The organism is Alteromonas gracilis, assembly GCF_043642145.1.
GTDB lineage: Bacteria > Pseudomonadota > Gammaproteobacteria > Enterobacterales > Alteromonadaceae > Alteromonas > Alteromonas gracilis_B.
This window is the reverse complement of record NZ_JBHZRZ010000003.1, coordinates 207,367-228,254: the sequence shown is the minus strand read 5'-3', so window position 1 is coordinate 228,254 and position 20,888 is coordinate 207,367. Positions and strand designations below refer to the sequence as shown.

Genomic DNA, 20,888 nt, shown 5'->3' with positions numbered 1-20,888 from the left:
GGAATAGCATGCAGGTATATCTGGTAGGTGGTGCAGTGCGCGACGCACTGTTAAACAGAAAAGTGGTGGAACGTGACTATGTTGTAGTAGGCGCAACCCCTGAAGAAATGCTCAGCCAAGGTTTTACTCAAGTCGGTAAAGACTTTCCGGTATTTTTGCACCCCAAAACACAGGAAGAATACGCGCTTGCTCGTACAGAGCGTAAATCGGGCAAGGGCTATACAGGCTTTGTGTGTGACGCTTCAGCTTCGGTTACTTTAGAAGAAGACTTACTGCGCCGAGACCTCACTGTTAACGCCATTGCGCAAGATAACCTTGGTAACCTAATCGACCCGTACCATGGCAAGCGCGATTTAGAAAATCGACTATTGCGCCATGTTTCAGAGGCGTTTAGCGAAGATCCTCTACGGGTGTTTCGCGTGGCCCGATTTGCTACCCGTTACGCCTATCTCGGCTTTAACGTGGCACCCGAAACGCTTTCCCTTATGTCTAAAATGGCCGATAGCGGCGAGTTAAGCACGCTAAGCGCTGAGCGCGTTTGGCAAGAAACCAAGCGAAGTGTGCAAGAGAAAACACCTTATGTATTTTTCGATGTACTAAAAACAGTGGGTGCACTGAACTATTGGTTTAAAGAATTGATTGCGCACTATGATGAGAGCATTGAAACCCTCAAGCGAGCCCCTTCTACATCTAGCTTGGTCACGCGCTGCACTTCATTGATGATGCCGCTATCAAGCGCATCCGCAAAAGCGTTATGCCAAAGGCTAAAAATGCCGAATCAGATCAGTGATATAGTTTCACTTGCTTGTCAATATAAAACGTTACTGTTGAGTGCATCCAATGAAACTTGTGAGGAAGCTGATCGCTTACTTGCGCTATTCAATGGTACCGACGCATGGCGCAGGCCTGATAGATTTGTCGAGCTTCTCGATGCTGTCACACCGTTTGCAAGCTATCACAACCCTTCGTGGAGAAATCGTAAAGAGGCCATTAACAAAGCTTTGGAAGTCGCCACTGGCGTAAATGTTCAAGACATTATTGCAAATGGTTTTAAAGGCCCACTAATCAAAGCTCAACTCGATGCTGAGAAAAAAAGCGCGATAGCTCAGTACTTATCTCACACTTTGTAATCGCTCACCAGTCCACTGGTTTTACCAGCCATTGTTGCCAACTCATTAGCAGATTGGGTCACGCTGGTAATGCCGTGGCTTAATTCTTGTGCTTGTTCTGCAATTCGGTTTACATTCCCACTTACGCTGTTTGAAGTGGCGTCTTGCTCTTCTGTTGCCGATGCCACTGTTTCTGTCATTGTTCGCACTTGTTCAATAATACCATTAAGCTGGGTCATCGCTTGGGCGGCTAAATCTACCATTTGAATGCCATCGTCTGCGGCAGTAGAAGCCTTCTCCATTTCATTTACTGAAAGCGCCGATGCATCGTTCATTCGTTCAACAATAGAGGATATTTTTAATGTACTTTCTTGGGAACGGTTAGCTAGCGTTCTTACTTCATCAGCCACTACGGAAAATCCTCTTCCAGCTTCGCCTGCCCGCGCAGCTTCAATGGCAGCGTTTAACGCAAGTAAGTTAGTTTGATCGGCAATAGAGGTAATATCACTTAGCAGCCCATTAATTTGGCCCACTTCTTTTTGCAACGTGGTGATTACCTGCTGAGACTCTTTTATAAGTGAAACAAGTAATTTAATTTTTTCTACCGCAAGGTCGGTACGCTCTTTACTGGCCTTAAGGCTTTGCATAGCATTTTCACTGGCATCACGGGTTTCAAGCGTATTGTGAGAAACCTCTGCAATAGACACAGATAGCTGTTCTACTGACGTAGCCACCATTTCTGTTTCTTTTAGCTGTTCAGAAACACCCTGTTTGCTTTGCACTACCGATGCACTTAACTCCTCAGAGGCTGACGCAAGCAACAAAGCATCCCCTTTAATTTGCCTAACAATGTCTTGAACGTGACCAATAAAGGAATTGAAAGGTACAATAATTCTGTTAATTTCAGGAATAGATGTATTGCGCAAACGAATGGTTAAATCACCACTTCCACTAGAAAGTTCTTCACATGCCGTTCCCAAATCTTCTAACGGGCGAATAAGATTTTTAGCCAGTAATAATGAAATTAGAACTGCAATTAAAAGAATCACCACAACTTCAATCAGAATTGAAGATATTAGTGTTGACTGCAATTCATACGCAGGTGCAAGTGCTTCAGCGACATCAATTTCTGAAAGTAACGCGTAGGTGAAACCGCCAATAGTGACCGGAATATAAGAAGAGAACACGGCAACATCACGATAATCCTTGACGGTATCGAACCCCTCCTTTCCTTGAAGCGCTTTGTTGCTAGACGATGAGTCAACGGGTTGTAAACCAACAGAGGTTTGAGCATCAGCAATCTGTAATGCAAGAGACGGTGACACATTCTTGATTGCGTTTAAATAACCGGGTTGGTCTTCTAAAAAGAATCGACTTTCGGTTACTAATAGTTTGTCCGGAGAAACTAGGTAGGTTTCCCCTGACTTGCCAAACCCACTTTTTATCCAATCCTGGTTGTGTGTCAGAATCTCACTGATTCTATCAATAGGAATTTGAAAAATAAGCACGCCGATACGTTTACCGTTAGCATTGTGAATTGGTGAAGCAAGAAATCCTGCTAATGCGTCATATGAAGGCAGGTAGGTGGAGAGCTTACTCACTACAACCGCTTCTTTATCGTTTGCCTTCATGGCTTCTGCAAACACTTTTCCAATACCCGTAGCAGAGTAAGGGCCGCGTTTAAGGTTGGTGGCAAAGTCAATTTCTTTATAAACGCTATACACAACGTTACCTTCATCGGCGTCGACAATGAATATATCGTAATAGCCAAATGCGTTTGAGTAACGACGAAGCTCCTCGTGAAATTGGCCATGGTAACGCGCATAATCTGTGGCGCTGTTTATATCAACGAGTTTGTCTTTCTCGCCAAGGCCAAATGGAGAGTTGGCAATGGCGTCAAATTGCAAGGCTTGTGCATTAGCTGATAAGGGAGAAACCAGATTTTCTGGATTACGCACAGGCATTGTGTTACGGTTTTCATAACGCTGTGCGAAATCACTCGTATAGAAGTTTAGCAGCGTGCTCTTTTCGCTATTTGATAAAGCCTCGCGCTGCGCTTGATAATTACCGAAAGCTGAAGTAAACGCCTCAGCTGCGTCAACGACTATTGATGAAGAAGAAAAGTTTCGTATTTGACTCTCATTGAAATGCATATAGTGCTCTACGGCTTCTCTAGCCTGAACACCCTGTTGACGTAGCTTATCTTTCGCTCCATTTTGTAGAGCTTGTGTTGAGCTATTTATAGATACGTAGGCCGACAAGCCCGCCAGCACCAAGACTGATATAGACACCAATGCGATGATCGCTAGTAACAACCTTGTTTTAAATGACATTGTTAATTCCGTTTTAGTTCGGCGACTCACAAACTGCGTGATGTCTTCGTTGAATATAGTAACGCTGTGGAATTCATTCAAATAATAAGCAAATTTATACCTAAGTATATATTTCCATTCTTTTGAATGAGTCGGTAAAGCTTCACTATGAATAGACTGTAACTAAAAATCAGTGATTTGCCAGTCACATGCAACGAAAGCCTTTTCATTATTTCAAGCGTGATCTTCGAATTGTTTTTGTTGTCAAATAGATCACATTTAATATAAACAAAAAATTTTTGGTACATTTATTCTTCAAGTGCACGCTTTCCTATCGTTTTTAAAAAGCCATTATTTTCTCTTTTGGATACTTCTTGTACTGCCTTACTTGTCGGGCTGTACCGAAGTAACAACATTTAGCGCGTTATCTGAACGTCGCTTAACCGATACTCCTTTGCGACAAGCCCTCCTCTCTGAAGACTCAACCTTGGCAGTTTTTATTCATCATGATTCATCTGTTTCCGTATGGGATATCGACAATAATCAGCAGCGATTTTCCTGGAAAAATGAAGGCTTATCAGAAGAAGAGCTAGGGCATTTATCCCTATCTCAAAATAACAAATGGTTAGCTGTGGCAGGTTATTGGAGCACAACGCTCATTGATCTCCATTCAGGAAACATTATTGGCCAGTGGGAGTTTAACGGCAAGATTGAAGGCGCCACAACAGCTTCCCTGCAGCTTTCAAACAACGGTGATCACGCATTAGTGGGTATGACAGACGGTACGGTTTTGCACCTCAACTTTAAGAAAAACTATGCTATCCAATATCACCACCATGAAATGAGCGTTAATCATGTGGGTTATACGAATGACGGCATGGCTTTTTCAGGCAGTATAGATAAAAGCTGGTTTCACTGGGACCTTACGGAGAACGCCGTGTTGCAGCAAAGGGAATTTCGAAGCCGCGTTACTGCCACTGCTTATGACGCTATATCGCAGCGCGTCTTCGTTTCAGATGCGTTGAAAAGTCACGAGATTATTGACCTTACAACCAATACCAGTGTGGCCGAGCTTAAATTCTTTGAAAACTTTCGTTTCTTTCGCAAGGGGCATTTTTTAGAAAATGGTAAACTACTTGTGACCTCCTCGCCCAAAGCAGCCATTACCTTATGGAATGCCGAAACAGGGGAAGAGCTTGCGTCTGGTAAAATAAAGCGCTTAACCAGCGAAGCGACCACGCATGCCATCACCACCAACAATGACGATCATTTAGTTACGCTCTCATCAGATGGTGTATTACAAGAGTGGGACTACCGAAGCTTACTTCACGCGCTGTAATTGTCTGCGTAAAAGCCTTGAACAAATATTAAACATCCATTACCGTTAAGATTACATGTGTAATCTTAACGCCAAAAATCACAACAATCACAAGGTAATGCGATGAAAAATACACGCTCAGTACACATATTCAATGGGCTCATCATTGGGGTATTCACAATCGGAGTACTTGGCATACTTAACGGCTGTGCCATGAAACCCACTGTGCACGTGTACGCCAAGTACTTAGCGCCAGAGCAGCGCACGCTGATAAAATCGGAACTGAAAAAGTCTGATGTCGCGGTTGAATTTAACGACTTTGCATTCCCCACTAGCATTACCACGAATACGTTACTCTACTCGCTACTTTTACAAGACGTCAACGCCATTGATAACACTTATAGCGCGTTAGAAAACGTGGACTTTCCCATTCACTCGATTCAAACGCTAAAGCAAGAAAATCACTGGTATACGAAAAACTCTCTGGCCGTATTTTTATTTCCCGACGGTAAAAAGCCCAACGGCAGTATGTTCAAACAAGACTTACTTCACGCGTATCAAAGTGACTCGTGTGGCGATATAAATGCGCTAACCTTAAACAGTAACGGCACTTTTTCACTATCATTGAAAAATAGTAGCCAGGAAAACAATTCAACGACTAAAACTAACGGACATTGGAAGTATCGTCAGTATCCCTATCTAGAACTACAAGAGCATGGCTCGCCATACAGCAATTTCTATTTTGAGATCTCCACTCACGAAGGCGAAGACCGCGTTAGTAAGCTGAGTTTTATTAAGCTCACGCTTTTAAACGCCAACAGTAACATCGCGCTGACGGACAATTGCGAGTTCGTCGTTGGTCAGAGAATATAAGCCAGTTTTTCTCTAAGTTTTGCCGTATCAGTGCTACAATACGCGCCATTCATTTAGAGCGTTTTTTATACTATGACTTTCGAAGAACTCGAATTAGACGAAGCACTGTGTCACGCAGTTGCCGATATAGGGTTTGAAGCCCCAACTAGCATTCAAGAATTGGTGATCCCTCACGCCTTAGACGGGCGCGACATACTTGCCTCTGCGCCAACAGGCACCGGCAAAACTGCGGCATTTTTATTGCCTGCTTGTCAGTTTTTACTCGACTACCCTCGCAGACAGCCGGGTGCTACGCGTATTTTAATTTTAACGCCTACCCGTGAACTAGCATTACAAGTTTACGAGCAAGCGGTGGCCATTACCAAGCACACACAAATTGTTTGTGGTGTGATTACTGGCGGTATTAACTATGGCACAGACAAAGAAACCTTAAGCAAAAACCTCGATATTCTTGTAGCTACACCAGGTCGCTTACTTGAACACATTGAAAAAGAAGCGGCGGATTGCCGCGATATCGAATGCTTAATTCTTGATGAAGCCGACCGCATGCTTGATATGGGCTTCTCGACTGTAGTAAACCAAATTGCTGCAGAGGCGCGCTGGCGTAAGCAAAACTTGCTGTTCTCGGCCACGCTCGAGGGTAAGGGCGTAAGAAACTTCGCTCACGACATACTTAATAACCCTGAAGTGATTGAGGCGAACCCATCACGCAAAGAAAAAAACAAAATTCACCAGTGGTATCACCTTGCCGATGATATGAACCACAAGCAAGCCTTGTTGGTTAACATTTTAAAGCAAGAAGCAACCACTTCTGCCGTTGTCTTTGTAAAAACCCGCGACCGTCTTCAAGCGCTAAAAGACTTTTTAGCATCGAAAGATATTCCAGTGTGCTGGCTACAAGGCGAAATGCCTCAAGACAAACGAAACGCAGCACTTGCCCGCTTCAAAAGTGGCGAAGTTCCTATATTGCTGGCAACAGATGTTGCTGCACGTGGCATCGACGTACCGAACGTAAGCCATGTTATTAACTTTGACATGCCGCGCAAAGCCGACGTTTATGTGCACCGCATTGGCAGAACCGGTCGTGCTGGCGCTAAAGGCACCGCGATATCCTTGGTTGAAGCACACGATTTTGAAATGATAGCGAAAACTGCGCGTTATATGGGTGAGCCACTGAAGGCCCGTGTTATTGACGAGCTTCGTCCTAAAAACAAAACGCCTAAAATTGGCCCTAAAAAGAAAAAAGTGAAGGCCAAAGACAAAACCAAGGCAAAAGCTAAGACTAAGAAGAAAAAGTAAAACACGAGCACATTGTGGGTGAGTGATGCGATGGCCGAAGGTTGGGAGTGACTTTCGCAAGCACGCGGTAAACACATCCATATGCGCTCCGCTGCCGCTTCCCTGCGGCAGAGGGTTTACTCAAACCACCCCAACCTTCGCACTGAATAACCTCGAATACCCGATTAATGTGTTCGTGCTTGTTTCAGGAGCAAAGTAAAAACGAGGAGTTTGGCACAATGAAATTTCCAGAAAAAATTGTTTTAGCTACAGGTAACCAAGGCAAAGTGCGTGAGTTTGCATCCTTATTTGCAGATTACGGCGTAGACGTTGTGGCGCAAAAAGAATTGGGTGTATCTGACGTGCCGGAAACAGGTACGACATTTGTTGAAAACGCCATTATTAAAGCGCGTCATGCTGCACAGGTAACAGGCCTTCCAGCCATTGCCGATGACTCTGGGCTAGTGGTTGATGCGCTTGGTGGTGCCCCTGGTATTTATTCAGCTCGCTATGCGGGGCCTGATGCTACAGACGATACCAACATTGATAAGCTTTTAGCCGCGCTTGACGGTGAAACTCAGCGCAAAGCACACTTTTTCTGCACGTTAGTATTTATGCGACATGCAGACGACCCTGTACCGTTGGTAAGCCAAGGTAAATGGGAAGGAGAGATTCTAACAGCCCGCTCAGGTAACGACGGTTTTGGTTACGACCCCGTGTTTCATGTGCCAACCCATAACTGTACCGCAGCAGAACTAGAAAAAGCCGAAAAGAACCGCATTAGCCATCGCGGCAACGCCCTTGCCATTTTGCTTGATAACATGAGAGCCACTTTTGCGTAATCCACCGCTTAGCCTTTACATCCATATTCCTTGGTGTGTGCAAAAGTGCCCGTACTGCGATTTTAACTCTCACGGGCTTAAGTCTGATTTGCCCGAAAAAGAATACGTAGCGCACTTGTTGGACGATTTAGCCATTGATGCTAAACGCATTGGCGACCGCCCCGTTGAAACCATCTTCATTGGTGGCGGCACGCCCAGCTTGTTTTCCAGCGAAGCTATGGCAGACATTTTACGCGGCGTGAAAGAGCGGGTTAATTTAAGCGATAATGCCGAAATAACCATGGAAGCGAACCCAGGTACGGTGGAAGCAGGTAAGTTTGCCGGCTTTTATCAAGCGGGCGTGAACCGCATTTCGGTAGGTATTCAAAGCTTCCAACCTAAGCATTTAAAGGTGCTTGGCCGTATACATAATGAAAGCCAAGCAGAAAACGCGGTTAAACAAGCGCACAGCGCTGGGCTACCCACGTTTAATTTAGATTTAATGCATGGGCTTCCCGAGCAAAGCGTCGAGAACGCCATGGCAGATTTAAAGCAAGGTATTGCGTTAGCGCCCTATCACTTGTCTTGGTATCAGCTCACTATCGAACCAAACACGCCCTTCTATTCGAAGCCCCCCGAACTACCAGACGATGATATTTTGTGGGAAATCCAAGAGAAAGGACACGCACTGTTGGAACAGGCTGGCTATCATCAGTACGAGATTTCAGGCTACGCCAAAGCAGGTCACCAATGCCGTCATAACTTAAACTATTGGCGTTTTGGCGACTACTTAGGCATTGGCTGTGGTGCTCACGGAAAAATAACCGATGCCACTAGCGGCACCATACATCGCACCGTAAAAGTAAAGCACCCTAGGGGCTACATGGAAATGAGCCGCCCTTATTTAGATACGCAAACCACTGTTGGTGCAGACGACTTACCGTTTGAGTTTTTCATGAATAGATTTCGATTGGTAGAGCCGTGCCCAATCAGCGATTTCCATGATTTTACAGGCATTGCTATGAGCGATGATGTAACTCGTGCGTTATCTGATGCCCATCAGCAAGGCTTACTTTCTATTTCAGATAGTCACTGGCAAGTAACCGCGAAGGGCCGCAGATATCTTAATTCGCTGCTTTCGTGTTTTGTTTAACGAAATGTGATTAATGTTTGCGTAAAACTAAAAAGCCTGCAGATGCAGGCTTTTTAGTACTTAAAGAATCAACTTCAACGCTTAATCAGGATCTTTTTCATAAAGCGTTATTATGTTGTAGGGCTTAAAGGCAGGAACACTTTTCCGAAGATTCTCTTCGGCTGAATCTAATCGCTTAAGCTTTTCACAAAACCATTCTGCTTTTTTACGCAAGGTTGTGGCTTTGTCTCCCACATCTAGGTGCTCACCTACATTGTTAAGCTGGCGCGTAATTTCTGCAACCTTTTCTTGGTTTACCTCACCACTACCAGTATTTATGCCACTAATTGCTGACAATATGCCGCCCACAGAGGTCGATATAGCTTCCTCTAGTTGCGCTTCAATTTCGCTATCAACGAATTCATCAACGCTTTCTAACGATCCCGGACCGATAAAGTAGTGATTACTGGCATGTCTGAACTTGTCTTTAACTCGGCTTTGAACACGCTTCATCGCTGCATTTAAGCGTTCGTAACTGTCGTGGTCGCTGCCCACTAAACCTAAATACACATGCTCGATAGTATCAATGGCAAGGTCTACCCCTTCGGTGGCCAAAACAATCATTTTTGGCACTACGTAATGTAACCCTGAAGAATACTCTTTGAGCCACAGCTTCTCTTGTTCATTAAGCGTTTGCCAACGCCCCCCAACAAACAACTGACTTTGATCATTGATTTGTACAACGGTACGCGTTTTGTCCATCACACGCAGCTGATCGCTATTAACCGCAATCCCATAAGCAAAGTCGATATTGCAGGTGTATTCCGCCTGCACTGATGTACTAAGACCAGCGAACAAACAAAATGTAAACAGGGCAGCCTTAAGGCTTAAATTCATTTTCATACTATCATTGTGGCTAGCTTACTAAGAAATAAAAAGCCATCATGAGTCTAACGTGCTAAAAATCAGGTTGAACATGTCGAGATTCTCAATCTACTCGAAACACAAGTACTTGCTGTAGCGAATACGACAAATAACTCTGCCGCCAGCGGGTCATACCTATAACGACAAAGCGCGCATTATAGAACGTGTTTTGTCGATAAAAAGACTTGATGCTTCATATTAGACGAAAGACTAATGCGATGCGGTTTCGGCGCGGTCTAGTCGCTTGTGAAAGTACGAACTAGTCGCACGTAAATAAAGCGATCCTTCTCTTTAATTGAATGACTGGCATTAAAAAACGCTACCACCCAGGCTCTATCCGGATCGTCTGCCGAAGGTGTTGAAGTCCAAAAGTCATCTGGTGGGGTTGCAGGAAAAAGCGAGCTATTAATTGCTGGGCGTACACAATCTCGCTCTGTCAACGTTGCCAGCTCTTTTACATTGGGCAAACGCCATCCTAAAAGGTCTTCATTGCTGGCTTGCTGCGCTAGTTTAAGCGCTTGCTGCCACGTATACTTTACTGCCTCACCGCTGCAGGTAGAGCCGTCCCAGGTTTGACCTTCAGAACAACGTCTCCACACTAAGTCGGTAGTTGTATCCAGTAAACTGCTTGTGGTAACCGTCTCAAAATTGTCGTTTGGCGTTGTTTCAAGGCCATCAGATAAACACTGTTGCGCGTAACTTGACAGTGAAGCGCTGGCGAGAAATGTGGTCGCCAGAAGCATTTTAATCGAAGACAGGGCAAGGCTTTTTAGCGTGCTATTTAACGTTCTGCTCATTAATTTGTTCACCACTATCTCCCTGCTCTTACTAAACGAACACGTGCTGCTGTCGATTTGTTAAGGAAATTATCAACGCCTGAGTCGAAATCTAATGCCCACGCGTTTTGCGCATCATCACTATTAACGCCGTCGGCACTCGGTACCGATGTCCAATACCACAACGGCTCTGTGGTGACAGTTCCAGTATTGGGGAAGTAATCTTCATCAATAGCCACATCGTCAGCTATTCCCAAATGCATAAGTGAAAATAACTCGTGGTGAGTGGGTAATCGCCAATCGTAGAACCCACATAAACCTTGCGCATTAACAGCTTGCACGTAAGCAGAGGTATTGCAATTAGCTAGCAGACACGTAGCGTTAACACCCGTTTCGTCACCTTCAAAGCCACCGTTCACCTCTTCGCTGAACCACGAATAGGTGTAATCGGTATCTTGAAAAGCACCATCATCGGTTTTTACTTCCCACACCAACCCTGTAACGTTGTCGCGAACGCAAGACCATGAAGCAGCATTGGCGTCTTGCTCGTCGCCATTAGCGTTTAAACGAGTAAAGTCAAAACCCGCTTTCCCACGCCCGGCTTTCTCAATTAGGCCATTTTGCTCAATGATATCAGCACCACGTTGGCCATCTTGCCCAGGAAAATCATTTTGCTGAGCTTGTGTAATCGCATTGTTCGTCGCCTGCTGTAAAAAACCAGTGTCATTGATTAATGGCGTTGGCATTGGGCGTATTCTTACATTAACCGTGTCTTCAACGCTGTTACCATTTGCGTCGGTAACAGTCAGGGTGTAGGCCACAACGGTTGAAGACGTGACCAACGGCGCAATCGCAAATGTTGACAAAGCATCGCTATCATCTACTGGACGATTAGAATTGTTACTAACTAGCGAATTACCTGAGCCAACGTTATTACTTCGCTCCCATGAGTAGCTAAGCGGTAACGCGCTAGGTATGCTAGTGCTTGCTTCACCATCAAGTATGACCACCTCGCCACTAAATACCCCCTGCGAAAATCCAGCATTCACAATGGGTAGCGTTTCACTTTCAGACTGAACGGCAATGGTCACAGTATCAATATCTGTGGCTCCTTCGCTATCGGTGACTTCAAGCTGAAAAGTAAGTTCTTGTGCTTCGTTAGCTATAGGTGTTGTGATTGTCAGTGTAGAAAGATTAGTTTCGACCCCAGTAATCACGTTTGTACCGCTGGTTTGAGACCATAAGTAATCAGCAATTTCCCCATCCGACGTGGATGAATCGGTGTCGCTGCTTCCTGAGCCGTCAAAAATAACTTCAACCCCACCAGGAAACGTATTTGCAGGCAGGCCGTCTAATTCAGGAACGTCGATACTCGCCTCGGGCGCAATGTTTATTGGCGCTACAGTGATAACGGTAAAATCGCTAGCTGTATTACCACTTTGATCGTTGACCGATACCGTTAGTGTGTATTGCGTGGGGCTGTTTACTAACGGTGCCGTAAAGCTCGCTTCAGACACGCTATTGTCTTCGTGAGTAATAGTTAAAGAGGGAGACGCGCTCCAATTGTAGTTATAAGTCCCATCGCCTCCACTTACCTGAGCACTTAACGAATAGTCTACGCCTTCAGTTACGGTTGCATTAGGGCCTGCATTTACAACAAGGTTGCTGTTTCCGGCACCGTCTGAGTTGGTTGTGTCGCTATCACTGCCTCCACCGCCACAGGCTGTTAGCACACACGCTACAAGAATAAGCGCAAGCCTACGAACCACGGAGAATGGAAAGAAGCCTAAAAATGAAGACAAACTTAATTGCATATTTACTCCCTTCGCACTCATTGCTTTATTTAAACGTGCTTTATCTACGCGCAGTGCGAGCAAAAACTTAATGTGGATAGAAGCGCGATCCCGTTTTTACTTCACGATCGCGTCAAATGTAGCGGTTAAGAGAAGGTGTTTTTAGCTTCTTGCGCTTCCGACATGGTGACTTGCAGCGCTTCTAACTGTTTCTTACCCACCGCTACATCAGTCATGTCATAAATCATCATGCTAATGAAGTCCACCTTGCCAGTCGCTGATGTCAGTGGAGATAGCGTGATATTTTGATACATGAATGATTCACTTCCTGTAATCGGCCGATAGTTAGGAAACTTAAACAAATAGGGACGCTGTTCCCACGTCATGAAAGCACGTGTTTTTAAATCAAAGACAGGCTTGGCTTTTTTTACAAACCAATCTTGTTTAATTGAAGGGAATAGTGAAAAGAGTGTTTTATCTCTTACTTCACTGGGCAGAAGACCGCTATGACTTTCCATAAAGCCATTCCATACTTGTACCGTAAAGTTGCGGTCTAAAACGACAATGCCGACATCAACGGTTTGCAGCATGTCCATCATCCAGTGAAACTCTTGCAATTCATCTAAATGTTGGCTCATTAAAAATCCTCCAACAAGTGCGCAAGCTTAGAGTTCATCATCTTCATAGATTCTTCTGTGAACAACAAAATCAGATCGCACTGAACGTTGTAACCTTCAAGACCATAGCTAAGTTCTATCGCCAAGGTGCGCTTCCACTTGATCTGATTCATGTTAATAATTTCAGTGATGGCGCGATGCTGACCAAGCACAATAGGATGCCCTTGGCTAAAATTGATGTCCATTTGATTGGCTAGGCCAGTCAAACAGGTTCCAATTAGGATACTTGCTGCATCCATTAATAGCTCTAATTGCAGTTGGTCATCTACTTCGCCTTCTACATTGAGAATTTTAGCCACATCATCAAAGCTTGAGTCGCTTAGAATACATAGTGCTTCTCCGCTTACACCTGGGCTCAAAAAGCCTTGGCACACTGCAGTTACTTGCTCGTGGCTCTCAATGTCAGACAGCATCATGTGAAGTTCAGACACTTCAATGAGGTTCACATTTGGTATAGGAAGTTCTACAAATACATTCATCGTTCGAGCAAGGTGGTCACCCGCCTGCCCCATCGCAATGTTTGTAATTTCTTGATAGCAGTCTCGAATCTCTGGATCTAGCGGCGATACTTCTTCCGGCTCTTCTTCTTCCGTGTGCAGGATATTGAATTTATCTAATACTTCGGCCAGCTTCTGAGGATCCACTGGCTTTCTGATGAAGTCTAGTGCGCCCAAAGCAGTAACGCGTTCATGCGCCTCAGGCTGAATATCACCTGACACCACGATTACCTTGGTTTTAAGCCCCTGCTTTTTAATCGCTTCTAACGTGCCATAGCCGTCGAGAACGGGCATATTTAGGTCAAGGAGTAAAAGATCACCCTTACCTTCAGCAAGCGCTGACAAGGCGTCCTGACCATTTTTGGCAAAGTGAACGGCGACCTCCCAATCTTGGGGAAGGCACTTGGCCACTTGCTTTCGCGCAACTAATGAGTCGTCACATACGAGTACAGAAAACATTAAGTTCTTTTACCACCTAGCTTTTGAAACCAGCTGCTGCTGGTGTTTTCTAGCAATTTCAATTATATCGGCACAACTACTGCGAACTGAAGTAACGATTTTCTTTAATGTCATCTGAACAATAAATCGCTATTTCTTTCTTGGGTTACACATTGCGTATAGTGTTACGAAATGCCTCACTAAGAAATAGCACTTTTGGGGAATATTGCCAGCGAGTTTTTACCGCTTAACTCAAACAATGCCTTTATACATCTATAGCAAGCTGACTAGAGTATAAGCTTAACGCCTTTTAAATGAACAAGCCAAAAATAACTGGCACTACCAATGCCGTAAAGATGCCGTTTACGCATAGCCCCAATGTTGCCATGGCCGCTACGTCGTCTCCCATGTGAATGGCTTTTGCCGTGCCCATAGCATGAGCCACAGTGCCAAGCGCAACACCTTTCGACTGTGGGTTTTCCACATTAAAAAGTGTAAACATCCCCGTAGATACTACAGCGCCGACAACGCCTGTCACTATAACAAATACTGCCGCTAAAGCCGGAATTCCGCCTATTTGTGCACTGGATTCCATTGCCAATGGTGTGGTGATAGATTTAGCTAGCATAGTTAACTGAATTGCCTTTGGAGCGTCCATTATAAAAAGCGTGAACCAAGCTAAAACAGGTGCAAGAATTCCACCAAATACAATGCTTGCAATTAATCGCCAACCGTATTGCTTAAGTTTTTGCCACTGCCGGTAAATAGGAAGTGCAAGCGCCACCGTTATTGGCCCTAAAAGCCAATGTAACAACGACGCCGCGTTTTGATAGTTAGCCACACTGAAATTCCCGAGATACAGACACAAAGAAATAAGTAGCGCAGTAATGATTATGGGATGTGCCGCTGGGTGGCCTTCACATTTTCTATTAACCCAAAGTGCTATGATATAGCTGACAACAGAAATACTAAGCCAAAACAAGCCGCTAACGCTAAAAGCGTGGTTTAACGCTTCAAACATTACTACCATCCGTTTTTACCGACTCCGCGTTATCTGTACCGCGCTTTTTATTAAGAAGCCGCTGGGTGATCCACGCCGTCATTCCTAAACTTAAAGAAGTTGTGACAACTATTGCTATAACAATAGCTAACCCATTTGCTTGAATATCGGGCCAGTAAATAGAAACGCCCAGCACCGCTGGCACAAACAGCAAAGACATATGCTTTAAAGGAAAAGTGACAAACCGCGCGGTATGCACTTCAAGCTGGGGAAAAGCCAACAATAATCCAAGTAGAAGCAACAGCCCCATTAATGGGCCAGGTATGGGAGCACCACTTAAGCTAACAATAGCGGTACCTAAATAGTACGCTGTGAAAACCAGTATAGCGCCCACTAATGCGTTTCTAGCATCTCGCACTTCATCTCCCCATAACGCTGATGTCTGAAAAACAGTGTAACGATAAGCGCCTTCAACCACCAGCAGTACCATGGTCGTAGATACAACACGTGAGCAGTGTGAAATGTGAGGTGCGAAAAAACTAAGCCGTAATAAATTCGATAACGTAAAGCTATAGCAGCCTGCTCGGTTGAAGCGTGACTGTGTCAGTCTCAACTAATATGCTGTTATTAATTCAATCTATGCTTCATTCGGCATGCCAAAATTGGTAATAGTATTTGTGAGTAATTTTAAAGGCCTCCCCTCCTTGCATAATCACCCGTTGCTGATTGAGCTTTTGTTCTAAATGAGCCACATGCTTTTTATTTACAGCTACCGAACGATTGCAGCGCTTGAAATGCTGCTCGCCAAGTCGTTTTAGCAACTCACATAACGTGGTTCGTACAACAAAGCTCTCTGATAAGGTTTGCACGCACATGTAATCACCTGCGGCCTCAATCCACTTAATGTCGGCAGGGTTTAAGCAACACCATCCGTTTTCAGACTTTATACCAACAACCTTTGGCTGTGTGCACTTTTTTAACTGCTGCCTTAACGTAGCTAAAAGTGCAGGCTCAGAAACACCAAATTGATTACATAAGCCCTTCACAATGGAATTAAATTGAGAGTCACGTTCATAGAAGTGATATTTAGTTTTAACATGCTCAATAGCGCAAAGAATCTGCGACTGTTCAAAGGGCGATTTCACGAAACCCGACGCATTATGCGTAAAGGCCCAAAGCGCTTCTTCATCTTTATTACCCACAGCCAACCAATAGCGAGAAGCTAAATCTCTGCTGGATTGTGATACAGAATAAAAACCAATTGAGTGAGGATGTTTTTCAGCAAGCGCCAAGCAATGACCAACCGACTGCGCCCCAAAAACATGACTAAATAAGCCAAGCTTTTCTAATAGGCCGCAAAGCGCGTTTTGCATTGAGGCAGATTGTAAGAAAACCAGTGCGATCATCTGCGATCCCTTGCGCGTGTATACTGTCGTAATTACTGTCGCTCTCTAGACTGTTATGAGTTTTATATCTAGAAAGTTAAAGATGAAAAAGGGGCTACAAGTTTCATAGCCCAATCGTCAGGGTGATAAAGTTTTCATTAGCGTTGTGCAGTTAAAACGCTTGGCTTGGCATTAACGCGAGCCGCAATATGCTGAGCCGTTCTAGACGCACTATGAGTCGCTGCAAAAGTCATCATATCCTGTCCATTGCAAACTAAACCTTTGTAAAGTTCTCGCGTTGTAAGGCCTGTAGCTTTTATTGCTCTGCGCAGCTTTAAACGACTATCACTTTTGACAGCCTTGCAAACCGCGATGAGTTCATTCTCAATTTCCATTGGGTACGAGTTTGCATTTGCGGCAGTAGCAGTTAAAGACAATGTAATTCCTAGTAGAGCAAATTGGGTAACACGGCGTGACATAAACATAACAAGTTCCTCTGATAATATTCGACAACGCGGTGACGACCTCTTTTTGTCTCCGCACCATTAAGTTAGTGAAACTTTGTAAAGATCACGCCATAAAAACGCCAAAACACCGCTATTTGCGATGTTGCGATAAGCGTACTAAAGCGAAGGTTTAATAATCGGTGTAAACAGTTATTAGTCGTATTCGACACACATTTTGCAACATTCTTGTAAGCCGCCATAAGTCGTTAGAGGCATGACTAATCAATTAGGTTAGTGTGTTTTTTATGATAGAGATGGCTGGAGTTTACTTTGAGTGGATCTTGGGGCTAGATAGCCTAACCCCAATTTATAGCAAAACGCACCAAGTTTGTATTCGCTAGAGGGGGCTTAAAAAAAGCTGTCTTGGTGAATTTTAATGAACATGCTCGTACCAATTTTAGAGTAATCAATTTTATACTCTTTACCATTCAGCGTTTGTACGAACAATAGCGTTTTCTCGTCGCCGAAAACATCGCTAGTAGTAACATCTACAAGTTCCATGTCCATCATTTTAGCATCGCGCTTGTTTTCAGGCACTTTGCCTTCGTACTGCTTAATACCTTTATAAGTAACAAGAACTGGTGGATGCTCATCACCATTAATGACCAATAGATCTAACTTTCTTATTTTGTGAATGATGGTGTTTCGACCACTTGTAATAAAGGGTTTTTCAGTCATTCTCATCTCCGCGACCGCTTACCTGCTTATTTATTATTAACAAAAATATAGTTTTTGGAGTTTATCACGATGTTAACAAACAGCACATAAGCATTTAGTTGATATTTATAAACAAAGTATAAACATAAATTACACTAAATGAGCAATAAATCGCTAAATTTTACCCGCATTACAGTTTTTTCGAAGTTGTCATAAGTTCAAGGGTGAAAAAGTATCACTGCAAATACTGTATTTTTCACAGAGTCTGCAAGCCTTTAGAAGTCATTTAAAGTACAACGCCCCCTTTTAACACGGGTAAGCAAAACCTGAATTATTGCCATTTAATCCATGGTCTGTGCACTAGATTCTCGATAAGCTTTTCGCAGGGAGCTGTTTCAGGAGACTCAAAGATACAGCTTGGCGCCTCATTGATATCAACTTGAGCAACAATATTAGATACTGAAATCTCTAAATCTAAGTCGGTATCTAGCTGTGTCATTGGCAAAATGAACTCGACACGATTGGTAAATGCACATGACTTTTCAGGCGGCATGTCGGCATCTTCAGAATCACACCCTACACTGCCCAACTGATAAGACCATTCACGCGCTTTTTCACCGGTTTTGGAAACGTCCAGCCTCAAAAATTTATGCCCGTTTTGTCTGCTCCAAAACATAGAACTGTCGTTCAGTGGTGAAGGCTGAGAAACTGGGTTCGCGTGATTATCATCAAATGGAAGACCCATTGTGAAACGCAGATTGGTTGCCAGCTTCAGTAGCTCCTGAGAAACATCTAACAAAATTTTGCTATTAGCTTTGTCTGGATTGGCACACTTACTGTGAAATTTTAACAACGCTACATTGGCGGTTTGCCATTGTGTTTGTTTAAATTTCACTTGCTGCCATTTCCCATCAATTCGCACTTCCGGCTTGCTTAAGTAAAAACCAAAATAATCGATATTCCAGCGCTGCTGCCCAATACTCATAATCATAGGACATGCACCGGTATCTACTCCCACTAATTTGAAGGGAATTTCTCCAGCCTCTCGCCCTTTAAAGTTAATAGTATCGCACCCCGTCAGCGAGAATAACGCTGCCAGGAGTAACGTTGGCATGATACGAAAAGGCATCTTCATTTTTTAAGTACTTCCCTTAACCTTACCAGCTCCAAAACTGGCCACTGCTTTAAAATGCACTTTTACATAATAAGAAAGTTAAATGCATCACAACTCACGCTAATAGTGCTGCTTTTCGTATTCGTGAGTCAAGGCTAGGTGAAATATGAAAGCACCTTAAAAAGCCACATAAGCTGACCAGAAGTCGATGGTTAAAGAGCATTATAATTATATAGACACTGTTGCAGGTTACGAGTTCATAGCGTGTTGATAATGAGAGAAACAAGCATTCCCAGCGTTGCACTGAACAAAAATAGAGCAAACAAATCACAAAGCCATCAGCGGGGCGTGACAAGCCAATTAAAACTGCTTATACTTGCGCTCGCTTGTGGTTGTTATGTAAAACAATTTACACCAACGAAAACCAAGCACATCTCAAAATGGCCCCATAGCTCAGTTGGTTAGAGCATCCGACTCATAATAAGTTGCGCTGGTCATATTGAAAGAGATAAAATAGATTAAATACAATAGGTTACTAAAGAGTGAAAAGCGACTCTCAAATCATGTAAGCCTGTTGTAAGTAAAATAAAAAGTTTTCGGCCCAATAGCTCAGTTGGTTAGAGCATCCGACTCATAATCGGCAGGTCCCCTGTTCAAGTCAGGGTTGGGCCACCATAAAATAAGCCCCGATGGCATTGCCTTCGGGGCTTTTTTATTGCTTAAATATGCGATGCCCTTTACATCAGTTAAAAACACGAGGCTTCAACATGGAAAAGGAAATCCTTGGTACGTTCACGATAAGCAATAATGAACAAGTAAATGGATCATTAAAAAAAGCTGGCGAATTTATCAAACTAACTTGCTGGTCAAAAAATAACTTTAGCTTTGACGGTATTACTGACGCGATCTACGGTTTAGACCAACAGCTCAATACACTATCATTACTAGACTGCTCGGGCGATGTTCGCCCTGCAGTAAGAAATAATACTAAATTTTTTACATCTGAAATATCTGCCCACCTCTTAATATCTGGTTCAAAGAAAGTTGAGCCTAACGATAAATTTGGTTTTGCTAGCATAGAAGTTAAAAACCCAAAGAGATTACTCACGAACGCAGATGACCTCATGGAGAACATTGTCAATGACTACCTACAAGAGGGAAATTCAATCCTAGACTTTGTAAATCTGAAGACTATATTTTCTGCAGATACAAATCTGGGCAAGGTCTCTTTGGTATGTAATAGTTTTATCGAGAGGACGAGCAGTGAGTTAAGTTTGAATCTTCAATCAAAGCTATTTGTCCTATTTGATTTTCAAGAATCAACAGTGATAGATGATGTTCTGCATAGGGTTAAAGAAATCTGTCAGTTCTTAAGATTTATTAGTGGCAATGAAATTTATTTTGAGAATATAGTTCTTAAGGAAAGTGAGCAATCTTATGAACATGTGAAAGTGTTGAGTAACAATTTTGTAATAAATGAGAACTATAACCCTCTAGGCCTCACCCGCCCTCTTATTGATGTAGAGCACCCTCAATTTAATGAAATAATGAAGAGTTGGTTTAAAGATCGTGAGCGTGACAAGGCTCGCTACAATTTTTACTACAACTTTTTTCAGGTCCAATATAACGAAGCTAGAATGATCTCGTCAGCGAGCGTTTTCGATATCTTGTATGGTACTCGCGGCAAGAAAACACTCGACCAAGTTGTCGAAGAAAAATTGAAAGCTGTAAAAAAACTAGTAAAAGAAAAATTCGACACATTTGAACCTATCAGAGAAGAACTTATTAGACAAATTTCAAATGTAAAACGCATTGCTCACAAGGACAGAATTGAAAAGCGAATAACTCTCATAGATTCCCAAGATGATGAGATTGCTAATGTTTGCAAGAAAATAAGAGATGTGCTGAAGTATGCACTTTCAGCTAGGAATGTTTTTGTTCATGGAACCCCGAGTGACATAATCACCACAGAAGATGCATATGAATATCAAAGTCTATTCACTAACATTTTTGAGTTTGTTTACATCACTAGTGAGCTGGTTGAAGCTGGTTGGGATATGAATAGCTTTGCTAAGAATTCTTGGCACCACCAAATAAGACAAATGCAATTTAACCTCGCCAATGAGATCGATGAGTTTCTATCTGCTATTAGTACTAAAAAAGATAGCAAACAGGCTCACCAGTCTTAACATTGGCTTTGAGGTGCGCTTGCATAGGAGCAGCTAGTAGTTCCCACTCCTCAAGTGGCTTCCTAACAGGAAAAAGAGCATAAGGCTTG

At 43.4% G+C, this 20,888-nt stretch carries 19 protein-coding genes and 1 tRNA gene; 8 read left to right on the top strand and 12 right to left on the bottom strand.

The window, feature by feature from the left end; all coding sequences use genetic code 11:
- Positions 1-8 precede the first annotated feature (8 nt).
- Complete coding sequence (locus tag ACHUFN_RS07940) at positions 9-1,130, top strand: CCA tRNA nucleotidyltransferase (protein ID WP_394221800.1); 1,122 nt, start codon at positions 9-11, stop codon at positions 1,128-1,130.
- Here ACHUFN_RS07940 and ACHUFN_RS07935 read toward each other — a convergent pair.
- Positions 1,118-3,442, bottom strand: coding sequence for a methyl-accepting chemotaxis protein (locus tag ACHUFN_RS07935; RefSeq protein WP_394221799.1), 2,325 nt, complete (start codon positions 3,440-3,442; stop codon positions 1,118-1,120). The two genes, ACHUFN_RS07940 and ACHUFN_RS07935, sit on opposite strands and share 13 nt — an antisense overlap.
- Before the next feature lie 367 nt (positions 3,443-3,809).
- Here ACHUFN_RS07935 and ACHUFN_RS07930 point away from each other — a divergent pair, with 367 nt between their 5' ends.
- From ACHUFN_RS07930 to hemW, 5 genes are all read left to right on the top strand, one after another.
- A complete protein-coding gene (locus ACHUFN_RS07930) occupies positions 3,810-4,760 on the top strand; it encodes a WD40 repeat domain-containing protein (protein ID WP_394221798.1) in 951 nt (316 codons plus the stop codon).
- A 102-nt stretch (positions 4,761-4,862) separates the two neighbouring features.
- Positions 4,863-5,612, top strand: a complete 750-nt coding sequence (locus ACHUFN_RS07925) for a hypothetical protein (protein ID WP_394221796.1) — start codon at positions 4,863-4,865, stop codon at positions 5,610-5,612.
- Between the two features lie 72 nt (positions 5,613-5,684).
- Positions 5,685-6,911 carry an ATP-dependent RNA helicase SrmB gene (srmB, locus tag ACHUFN_RS07920; protein WP_394221795.1) on the top strand — a complete coding sequence of 409 codons (1,227 nt, stop codon included), beginning with the start codon at positions 5,685-5,687 and terminating at the stop codon, positions 6,909-6,911.
- 218 nt (positions 6,912-7,129) lie between these two features.
- On the top strand, positions 7,130-7,732 hold the full coding sequence (locus ACHUFN_RS07915; protein ID WP_394221793.1) for an XTP/dITP diphosphatase: 603 nt from the start codon (positions 7,130-7,132) through the stop codon (positions 7,730-7,732).
- Entirely contained in the window at positions 7,725-8,864 is a 1,140-nt protein-coding gene (hemW, locus tag ACHUFN_RS07910; RefSeq protein WP_394221791.1) for a radical SAM family heme chaperone HemW, read from the top strand. The genes ACHUFN_RS07915 and hemW overlap by 8 nt, the downstream gene beginning before the upstream one ends.
- An 81-nt stretch (positions 8,865-8,945) precedes the next feature.
- Here hemW and ACHUFN_RS07905 read toward each other — a convergent pair whose 3' ends face one another.
- The 11 genes from ACHUFN_RS07905 to ACHUFN_RS07855 form a co-directional block, all read right to left on the bottom strand.
- Complete coding sequence (locus ACHUFN_RS07905; protein WP_394222097.1) at positions 8,946-9,740, bottom strand: DUF2884 family protein; 795 nt, start codon at positions 9,738-9,740, stop codon at positions 8,946-8,948.
- Between the two features lie 263 nt (positions 9,741-10,003).
- Positions 10,004-10,510, bottom strand: coding sequence for an Lcl C-terminal domain-containing protein (locus ACHUFN_RS07900; protein WP_394222096.1), 507 nt, complete (start codon positions 10,508-10,510; stop codon positions 10,004-10,006).
- A 68-nt stretch (positions 10,511-10,578) separates the two neighbouring features.
- On the bottom strand, positions 10,579-12,357 hold the full coding sequence (locus ACHUFN_RS07895) for an Lcl C-terminal domain-containing protein (protein ID WP_394221790.1): 1,779 nt from the start codon (positions 12,355-12,357) through the stop codon (positions 10,579-10,581).
- Between the two features lie 125 nt (positions 12,358-12,482).
- The gene (locus ACHUFN_RS07890; RefSeq protein WP_394221788.1) at positions 12,483-12,974 is read right to left on the bottom strand and encodes a PAS domain-containing protein; all 492 of its coding nucleotides are present in this window, start codon (positions 12,972-12,974) and stop codon (positions 12,483-12,485) included.
- On the bottom strand, positions 12,974-13,969 hold the full coding sequence (locus ACHUFN_RS07885) for a response regulator (protein ID WP_394221787.1): 996 nt from the start codon (positions 13,967-13,969) through the stop codon (positions 12,974-12,976). The genes ACHUFN_RS07890 and ACHUFN_RS07885 overlap by 1 nt, the downstream gene beginning before the upstream one ends.
- Positions 13,970-14,258: 289 nt before the next feature.
- On the bottom strand, positions 14,259-14,969 hold the full coding sequence (locus ACHUFN_RS07880) for an LrgB family protein (RefSeq protein ID WP_394221785.1): 711 nt from the start codon (positions 14,967-14,969) through the stop codon (positions 14,259-14,261).
- Positions 14,962-15,561 (bottom strand): CidA/LrgA family protein, encoded by a 600-nt coding sequence (locus ACHUFN_RS07875; RefSeq protein ID WP_394221784.1) that lies wholly within the window; start codon positions 15,559-15,561, stop codon positions 14,962-14,964. Before ACHUFN_RS07875 ends, ACHUFN_RS07880 begins: the two co-directional genes overlap by 8 nt.
- Before the next feature lie 31 nt (positions 15,562-15,592).
- Positions 15,593-16,354: a LytR/AlgR family response regulator transcription factor gene (locus ACHUFN_RS07870; RefSeq protein ID WP_394221783.1), complete on the bottom strand. Its 762-nt coding sequence runs from the start codon at positions 16,352-16,354 to the stop codon at positions 15,593-15,595.
- Between the two features lie 137 nt (positions 16,355-16,491).
- Positions 16,492-16,818, bottom strand: coding sequence for a DUF3718 domain-containing protein (locus ACHUFN_RS07865; protein WP_394221782.1), 327 nt, complete (start codon positions 16,816-16,818; stop codon positions 16,492-16,494).
- 369 nt (positions 16,819-17,187) lie between these two features.
- Complete coding sequence (locus ACHUFN_RS07860) at positions 17,188-17,517, bottom strand: hypothetical protein (RefSeq protein ID WP_334019253.1); 330 nt, start codon at positions 17,515-17,517, stop codon at positions 17,188-17,190.
- Positions 17,518-17,827: 310 nt separating this feature from the next.
- On the bottom strand, positions 17,828-18,631 hold the full coding sequence (locus ACHUFN_RS07855) for an MbnP family copper-binding protein (RefSeq protein ID WP_394221781.1): 804 nt from the start codon (positions 18,629-18,631) through the stop codon (positions 17,828-17,830).
- Between the two features lie 577 nt (positions 18,632-19,208).
- On the opposite strand from ACHUFN_RS07855, the gene ACHUFN_RS07850 reads away from it, so the two are divergent.
- Both ACHUFN_RS07850 and ACHUFN_RS07845 read left to right on the top strand, forming a co-directional pair.
- Positions 19,209-19,285 (top strand) — tRNA-Ile (locus tag ACHUFN_RS07850).
- Between the two features lie 92 nt (positions 19,286-19,377).
- A complete protein-coding gene (locus ACHUFN_RS07845; protein ID WP_394221780.1) occupies positions 19,378-20,799 on the top strand; it encodes an ApeA N-terminal domain 1-containing protein in 1,422 nt (473 codons plus the stop codon).
- The last annotated feature ends 89 nt before the right edge of the window (positions 20,800-20,888 follow it).